Source organism: Neoroseomonas rubea (genome assembly GCF_016106015.1).
Taxonomy (GTDB): domain Bacteria; phylum Pseudomonadota; class Alphaproteobacteria; order Acetobacterales; family Acetobacteraceae; genus Neoroseomonas; species Neoroseomonas rubea.
This window is the reverse complement of the sequence record NZ_JACADQ010000224.1, coordinates 1-6,833: the sequence shown is the minus strand read 5'-3', so window position 1 is coordinate 6,833 and position 6,833 is coordinate 1. Positions and strand designations below refer to the sequence as shown.

8 protein-coding genes are annotated in these 6,833 nt (G+C 72.2%); 7 read left to right on the top strand and 1 reads right to left on the bottom strand.

The window, feature by feature from the left end; all coding sequences use genetic code 11:
* Positions 1-40: 40 nt before the first annotated feature.
* The 7 genes from HW577_RS17670 (at position 41) to HW577_RS17640 (ending at position 6,213) form a co-directional block, all read left to right on the top strand.
* Positions 41-586 (top strand): hypothetical protein, encoded by a 546-nt coding sequence (locus HW577_RS17670; protein ID WP_232475022.1) that lies wholly within the window; start codon positions 41-43, stop codon positions 584-586.
* A 13-nt stretch (positions 587-599) separates the two neighbouring features.
* Positions 600-923, top strand: a complete 324-nt coding sequence (locus HW577_RS17665) for a YbaB/EbfC family nucleoid-associated protein (RefSeq protein ID WP_198377464.1) — start codon at positions 600-602, stop codon at positions 921-923.
* Positions 923-1,279 carry a heavy metal-binding domain-containing protein gene (locus tag HW577_RS17660; protein WP_198377463.1) on the top strand — a complete coding sequence of 119 codons (357 nt, stop codon included), beginning with the start codon at positions 923-925 and terminating at the stop codon, positions 1,277-1,279. The genes HW577_RS17665 and HW577_RS17660 overlap by 1 nt, the downstream gene beginning before the upstream one ends.
* The gene (recR, locus tag HW577_RS17655) at positions 1,279-1,872 is read left to right on the top strand and encodes a recombination mediator RecR (protein WP_198377462.1); all 594 of its coding nucleotides are present in this window, start codon (positions 1,279-1,281) and stop codon (positions 1,870-1,872) included. The genes HW577_RS17660 and recR overlap by 1 nt, the downstream gene beginning before the upstream one ends.
* Before the next feature lie 293 nt (positions 1,873-2,165).
* The gene (locus tag HW577_RS17650) at positions 2,166-2,966 is read left to right on the top strand and encodes an alpha/beta fold hydrolase (protein WP_198377461.1); all 801 of its coding nucleotides are present in this window, start codon (positions 2,166-2,168) and stop codon (positions 2,964-2,966) included.
* Positions 2,966-5,341 (top strand): hypothetical protein, encoded by a 2,376-nt coding sequence (locus HW577_RS17645; protein WP_198377460.1) that lies wholly within the window; start codon positions 2,966-2,968, stop codon positions 5,339-5,341. The genes HW577_RS17650 and HW577_RS17645 overlap by 1 nt, the downstream gene beginning before the upstream one ends.
* Positions 5,338-6,213 (top strand): protein-L-isoaspartate O-methyltransferase family protein, encoded by an 876-nt coding sequence (locus HW577_RS17640; protein WP_198377459.1) that lies wholly within the window; start codon positions 5,338-5,340, stop codon positions 6,211-6,213. The genes HW577_RS17645 and HW577_RS17640 overlap by 4 nt, the downstream gene beginning before the upstream one ends.
* A 25-nt stretch (positions 6,214-6,238) precedes the next feature.
* Here the strand turns inward: HW577_RS17640 and HW577_RS17635 are convergent.
* The coding region (locus HW577_RS17635) for a PD-(D/E)XK nuclease family protein (RefSeq protein ID WP_198377458.1) at positions 6,239-6,833 on the bottom strand (595 nt) is incomplete at its 5' end.

Below are 6,833 nucleotides of genomic sequence, written 5' to 3'. Positions count from 1 at the left end.
CTGATCCGCGCCCGGCGGCGGATCAGGCGGGCTGCGCGCCATGGCCGGTGGCGGCGTCGTCGCCAGCGCCGCGCCCGTGGCCGCCCCCGCGCCGCCCCAGCCGCGGGAATGGCGGGAGGTTGTCGCACTCGCCTCCGGCATCCAGCCGCTGCTGCACGCGCATCTGCTGCACGACGTCCATCCGGTGCGTCTCGCGCATGGCCGCGTCGAGATCCGCCCGCGCCCTTCCGCGCCGCGCGACCTCGCCGCGCAACTCACCGCGCTGCTCGCCGAGCGCACCGGCACGCGCTGGACGGTCACCGTCAGCAACGAGCCGGGCGAGCCGACACTTGCCGAGCAGGGCCGAAGTGCGGAGACCGGCCGGCGGGAGACCGCGCGCGCCCATCCGCTGGTGCAGGCGATCCTCGCCGCCTTCCCCGGCGCGACGATCGAGACTGTGCGCGACGCCGCCGCCGACGATTACGGCCTGACCGCCACGCCCGCCGCGCTGACGGCCGGCCCCGACGACCCCGACGACGGCCCCGGCTTCGCGCCGCCCGAGGCGGAATCCGCCTGGGACCCCGACGACCCACCCAACGACGATTGAAGGCAAGGACGCGATGAAGAACCTCGGCAACATGCTCAAGCAGGCGCAGCAGATGCAGACGCGCATGCAGGAGATGCAGGCGAAGCTGGAAGCGACCGAGGTCGAAGGCGCCTCCGGCGGCGGCATGGTGAAGGTGCGCCTGACCGGCAAGGGCGACCTGCGCCGCGTCACCATCGACCCGTCGCTGATGAACGCGGATGAACGCGAGGTGCTGGAGGACCTGCTCGTCGCCGCACACGCCGACGCCAAGCAGAAGGTCGAGGCGACCATGGCCGAGGAGATGCAGAAGGCGACCGCCGGCATCAACCTGCCGCCGGGGATGAAGCTGCCCTTCTGATGATCTACGCGACCACCTCTTCCATCCAGGGCAACGAGGTCGAGGCCTATCTCGGCATCGTCTTCGGCGACGCCGTGCTCGGCGTGAACGTGTTCAAGGACCTGTTCGCCTCGGTGCGCGACATCGTCGGCGGCCGCTCCGGCACCTATGAGCGCGAACTCGCCGCCGCGCGGGACCAGGCCATGACGGCGCTGACCGCGCAGGCCCAGGCGCTCGGCGCCGACGCCATCCTCGGTATCGACATCGACTACGAGGTGCTCGGCTCGAACAACGGGATGCTGATGGTCAGCGCCTCCGGCACCGCGGTGCGGCTGAAGCCGGCCGCGGGCGGCCCCTGGGCGCGCCCCGGCGGTTGATGCGCAACGACCCCGTAGAACACCTGATCTCGCTGCTCGCGCGCCTGCCCGGCCTCGGCCGGCGCAGCGCACGGCGCGCCGTGCTGCGGATGCTGATGGACCCGGCGGGGCGCATGATCCCGCTCGCCGAGGCGCTGCAGGAGGCCGCCACTGCGGTGCGCCCCTGCGAGACCTGCGGCAACCTCGACACGCAATCGCCCTGCGGCATCTGCCGCGACCCGCATCGCGACCGCAAGCTCGTCTGCGTCGTCGAAGGCGTGGCCGACCTTTGGGCGCTGGAACGCGCCCACGCCCATCGCGGCACCTATCACGTGCTCGGCGGGCTGCTCTCGGCGCTCGGCGGCACGGGGCCGGACGACCTGGCCATCACCCCGCTGCTCCGCCGCATCGAAAGCGACAGCATCGAGGAAGTCATCCTCGCCCTGCCGGCTACCGTCGACGGTGCCACCACGAGCCACTACCTGACCGACCGGCTGAAGCCGACCGGCACGAGCGTGACGCGCCTCGCACAGGGCGTGCCGATCGGCGGCGCACTCGACGTGCTCGACGACGGCACGTTGGCGGCGGCGTTCAAGGCACGGCGGCCGCTGTGACGGGGAAGGGCGTGCCGCGGGAGGGCGCTGCCCTCCCGCAACCTCCCGCCAGAGGCCGAAAGGCCTCTGGACACCAATACTTGGGCGGACCGGGGGAGCGGCTCGGCGGGACCGTTGGGGAAGGCGGCCGCACTGCGCCCCTCCCCCGATCCGCCCATCTGACGGGTTCCGAGGGCCTTTCGGCCCTCGGCGGGGGGTGCAGGGGGGCGGCGCCCCCCTGTGGCACGCCCGTCGCGATCACGCGCCGCCGCGCCTTCATCGCCGCCGCCATCGGTGTCCTCGCCACGCCCGCCGTGCAGGCCGCCGGCCAGGCGCGCTGGTTCCGCACGAGTGACGGGGTGCGGTTGCGCTATCTCGAGGCCGGGTCAGGTCGTGTGGTGGTGTTCATCCCCGGCTGGTGCATGCCCGCGCGCATCTTCGCCCCCCAGATCGAGGCCCTGTCGCGCCGCTGGCGCGTGGTGGTGCTCGACCCGCGCGGGCAGGGGGAGAGCGAGGTGCCGCGCGACGGCTACGAACCCACGCGGCGCGGGCAGGATGTGCGGGACCTGCTGGCGCAGCTGGGGGGCGGACGTGTCGTGCTGGCGGGCTGGTCGCTCGGCGTGCTCGACGTGCTGTCCTATGCCGACATGGCCGGGGATGGGCGGATTGCGGGCCTGGCGCTGATCGACAACTCGGTCGGCGAGGGCACGCCGCCGCCGCCGCGGCCGTCGCGCTTCTTCCAGAACCTGCGCCAGCGCCGGGATGCGACGGTGCGCGGCTTCGTCGCCGGCATGTTCCGCACGCCGCAGGACCCCGCGTACATCGAGGGCATCGCGCGGGAGGCGCAGCGCATGCCGGTGGAGGCCTCGATCCGGCTGCTCTCCTATCCGCGGCCGCGGGAGTTCTGGCGGGACAGCCTCTATGCCGTTCGTCGCCCGGTCTTCTATGCCGTGACGCCGCGGCTGCGCACGCAGGCGGATGCGGTGGCGCAGAGCCATCCCCAGCCGATGGTGGAAATCTACGAAGGGGCGGGACATGCCCTGTTCGTGGACGAGGCGCCGCGCTTCAATGCGGCGATGGAAGAGTTCCTTTCGCGCCGCGCGGCCTGGTCCTGATGCAATCCCTGATACCGCTGTTCCTGATCGCCGGCGCGGCCGTCGGCGTGGAGATCGCGCTGACGCGCTTCTTCGCCGTCGCGTCGTGGTCCGAGTATGGCTACTGGGTCATTTCCATCGCCATGACGGGCTTTGCTGTCTCCGGCGTGGTTATGGTGCTGGGGCGGGAGGCCTTCCTGCGCCACGCACACTGGCTGCTGCCCGGTCTGCCCGTGGCGATGCTGGCGGCCGGCGGGGCGGGCTGGATCGGCGTCACGCTCAACGCCTTCAACCCGCTCGAACTGCAAAACCCCGCCACGGCGGAGGCGCAGCTGGTCAATATCGCGCTGTACTACGCGGCGCTGTTCCCCTTCTTCTTCCTCGCCGGGCTCGCCGTCTCGCTGAACTTCGTCGTGCATGCGGGGCAGGTCGGGCGGGTCTATGGCTATGACCTGCTGGGCGCCGGCACGGGCGCGGTTGTCGCGCTGCTGCTGATGTTCCTGCTGCATCCCTTCCTGCTAGTGCCGGCGCTGCTGCCGCTGCTGGCAGTGGCTGCAGTGATCGCGGGCGGGGCGCGCTGGCGCATCGCAGCGGTCGCTGTGCTGGTCGCGACGGAGGCGGCGGTGCTGTCGCTCGCCGCGCCGCGCGTGAACGAGTTCAAGCCGATCTACGCGCCGCTCAACGTGCCCGACAGCCGGGTGGTGGCGGAGGTGCTCTCGCCGCGCGGCGTCTACCAACTTCTCGACAACTTCACCGAGCGGCTGGACACGGATGTGTCGAACAATGCCGGCACCATGGGCGTCGCGGCCCCGCCGCGCACCTTCGGGCTCTATCGCGACGGGTCGCGCATCGCGGCACTGCCGATGGCGGAGCCCGTGGCGGACCATGCGCGCGCCGCGCTGGATGCCGCGCCCTACGCACTGATCGATACGCCGCGCGTGCTCTCGCTCGGCGGGTCAGGCGGCTTCCGCGCGGCGGAGGTGCTGGCCCTCGGCGCCGCGCATGTCACGGTGGTGGAGCCGGAGCCGGTGCTGCGCGATGCGCTGCTGCGCGGCCTCGGTGCGTCTCCAGCCCCGGCGGCCGATCCGCGCGTGACGGTCTCGGCCGCGCATCCGCTGACCGTGCCCGGGCGCTTCGATCTGGTGGACATGGCGGGCGACTTCCTCGGCGCCGACGACCAGAACCGCACTTCCATGACCGCGGAAGCACTGGCACGCTTCCTGTCGCAACTCGAACCCGGCGGGATGGTCTCGATCCCGATCGGCATCCGCGAATTGCCGGTCTATGCGGTGCGCGTGCTGGCGACCGCGCAGGCGGCGCTGCGGCTGGCGGGCGTGGCCGACCCCGCGCGACATGTCGCGGTGATCCGCAGCGCCTGGAACCTGCGCGTGCTGATCGCGCGCGACCCCTTCGACGCTGCGCGCGTGGAACTGCTTTCGGCCTTCGCCGAGGAACGCTCCTTCGACCTCTCCTACGCGCCGGGCCTGGCGATGGAGGGGCGGGAGGTGTGGAACGACCTGCCGCCCGTCTCGCTCGAAAGCAGCATGGTGGAGCAGGGCGGCGCGGCGCAGGACGCGGTCGCGCGCGAGGCGGCGCTGCTGCTGGCCGGCACGCCGGCGGAGGATGCCTTCGACCGGTCCCCGGTCACCGCCGACAGGCCATGGTTGTCCCCCTTGGTGCGGCTGACCTCGCTCGGCGCGGCGCTGGCGCGCATAGAAATCCTGCCGCAGCAGGAAATCGGGCTGCTCGTGAACGTGGCGGTGTTGGCGCAAGCCATCGTGCTGGCGCTGGTGGTCTCCCTGCTGCCCCTGTTCGCGCGCGGGGCGCTGCGGGTGCCCGCGCCGGTGCTGGGGCGCGCGCTGGTCTATTTCCCAGCGCTCGGCCTCGGCTTCCTGCTGATCGAGATCGCGTTCATCGAGCATGCCGCGCTGCTGCTGGGCGACCGGACCTCGGGCTTCGCGCTGGTGCTGACGACGATGCTCGTCTTCTCGGGGCTCGGCGCGATGTGGGCGGGGGCCGTCGCGGCGCCCGGGCGGGCGCTGCGGCTGGCCGTGCTGGTGGCGCTTGGCTGCTCCGTGCTTGCGTTGTTCGGCGTGCGGGGCGCGGTGCTTGCCGCGCTTGACTGGCCCTGGGCGCTGCGCGCGGCGTTGCTCGTGCTGGCGCTGGCGCCGATCTCCCTCGCGCTCGGTTTTCCCTTCCCGCTCGGGCTCGACCGGTTCCAGCAGGAAGGGCCCGCCCTGCTGCCATGGGCCTGGGCGCTGAACGGCGCCTTCTCCGTGGTCGCGACGCCACTTGCGAATCTTTTGGGGCACGGGATGGGCCTGTCCTGGCTTCTGGCCGCCGGAATGGTTTGTTACGCTGCGGCCGCCCTCGCCTGGCCCAAGGAACGCCGATGACCCTCACACGCCGCCCCCTGCTGCTCGGAGCGCTCGGCGCCCTCGCCGCGCCGCCCGCCATCCGCGCGCAGGGCTCCCCCGCCTGGAACCGCGAGGCCTATTTGGCCGCGATGCGGGCCTCGGGCCGCGAAACCACCATGACGGAGCAGACTTTCTCCGCCATCCAGGCGCGCAAGCCCGCGGCGATGCGGCGAATCGAGGGCTACCTGAAATCCCGCTTCAACAACGAGGCAGACCCGGCGGTGCTGCGCGCCTTCGAGGCGCTGCCGCGCGAATACTTCCACTGGAACTACGAGGGCCGGTCGAACGGCGCGACCAACGCCTATGAGGCCGACCCCAAGCCCTGGGGCCTCGGCTTCGGCTCGGCGCTGTCCGATTACCTCGGGCAGGCCTATATGACCCAGGCCTGCCAGGCGAAGCCGGAGCATGTGGCGCTCGAGATCGGCACGGGCTCCGGCTTCCAGGCCGCGCTGCTGTCGCGCATCGTCTCGAAGCAGTATTCGATCGAGATCATCAACCCGCTCGGCACCGCCGTGCAGCGGATCTTTTCCCCACTCGGCCTGACCAACGTGGAAACGCGGGTGGGGGATGGCTTCTTCGGCTGGCCGGAGGTGCAGGGCGGCTTCGACATCATCATCGTCACCTGCGCGGCGCAATACGTGCCGCCGGCGCTGATCCAGCAGCTCAAGCCCGGCGGGCGGCTCGTGATCCCGATTGGCCAGCCCTTCCGCCGCGGCCAGTTCCTCTACATTTACACGAAGGACGAGGACGGGCGCGTGCGCAGCCGCAAGGATGTCGGCGTCTACTTCATCCCGATGACCGGCGCGATGATGCAGCAGCCGCGCCCGCGAGAGGCGCAGGCGCCGCAGTAACGCGACGGCCCCGCGCGCGCCGCGACTACGGCGCGTGCGGGTCGAGCAGCGCGTCCGGCAGCGCCATCAGCCGAGCTCCATGCGTCCAGACCAGCGCGCAATCGACGCGCCGCCCGGGAAAGGCGGCGCAGAGCAGCGTGCGATAGGCCGCCATCTGCCGCAGGTACAACGGCGCCACCTGGTCCGGCGTCGCGGGCGGCGGGCGGTTGGTCTTGTAGTCCAGCACCAGCACCCGTTCGGACGTGACGAGCAGCCTGTCCACCTGGCCGGCGATGAGCCTTTCGCCAACGCGCCCTGCAAGCGGCGCCTCCGCGAGACTGCCCGGGCCGAAGGCGGCGGCAAGCATCGGTTCCTCGACCAGCCGCATCGCCTCGGCCAGCACCACCGCCTGCTCCTTCTCGTCGATGCCGTGGCCGGGTCGGGCGAGGAAGCGCATCGCCATCTCCCGCCGCGCGGCCGGCGGATGGTCGGGCAGGTGCTGTAGCAGCGCATGCACCAGCCGCCCGCGGCGGAAGCGCAGGCCGCGCGGGTCGTCGGACGGGCGCGGCGGGGCGGCCGGCGTCTCCTCCTCCCCCGGCAGGGCCGAGGGTGCGACGGCGCCGGCCGGCGCCTCGACCGGG

What these genes read in the sequence shown, in the direction of transcription:
- HW577_RS17670 (WP_232475022.1), top strand. Translation starts at nt 41, where the DNA reads ATGGCCGGTGGCGGCGTCGTCGCCAGCGCCGCGCCCGTGGCCGCCCCC.
- HW577_RS17665 (WP_198377464.1), top strand. Translation starts at nt 600, where the DNA reads ATGAAGAACCTCGGCAACATGCTCAAGCAGGCGCAGCAGATGCAGACG.
- HW577_RS17660 (WP_198377463.1), top strand. Translation starts at nt 923, where the DNA reads ATGATCTACGCGACCACCTCTTCCATCCAGGGCAACGAGGTCGAGGCC.
- recR (WP_198377462.1), top strand. Translation starts at nt 1,279, where the DNA reads ATGCGCAACGACCCCGTAGAACACCTGATCTCGCTGCTCGCGCGCCTG.
- HW577_RS17645 (WP_198377460.1), top strand. Translation starts at nt 2,966, where the DNA reads ATGCAATCCCTGATACCGCTGTTCCTGATCGCCGGCGCGGCCGTCGGC.
- HW577_RS17640 (WP_198377459.1), top strand. Translation starts at nt 5,338, where the DNA reads ATGACCCTCACACGCCGCCCCCTGCTGCTCGGAGCGCTCGGCGCCCTC.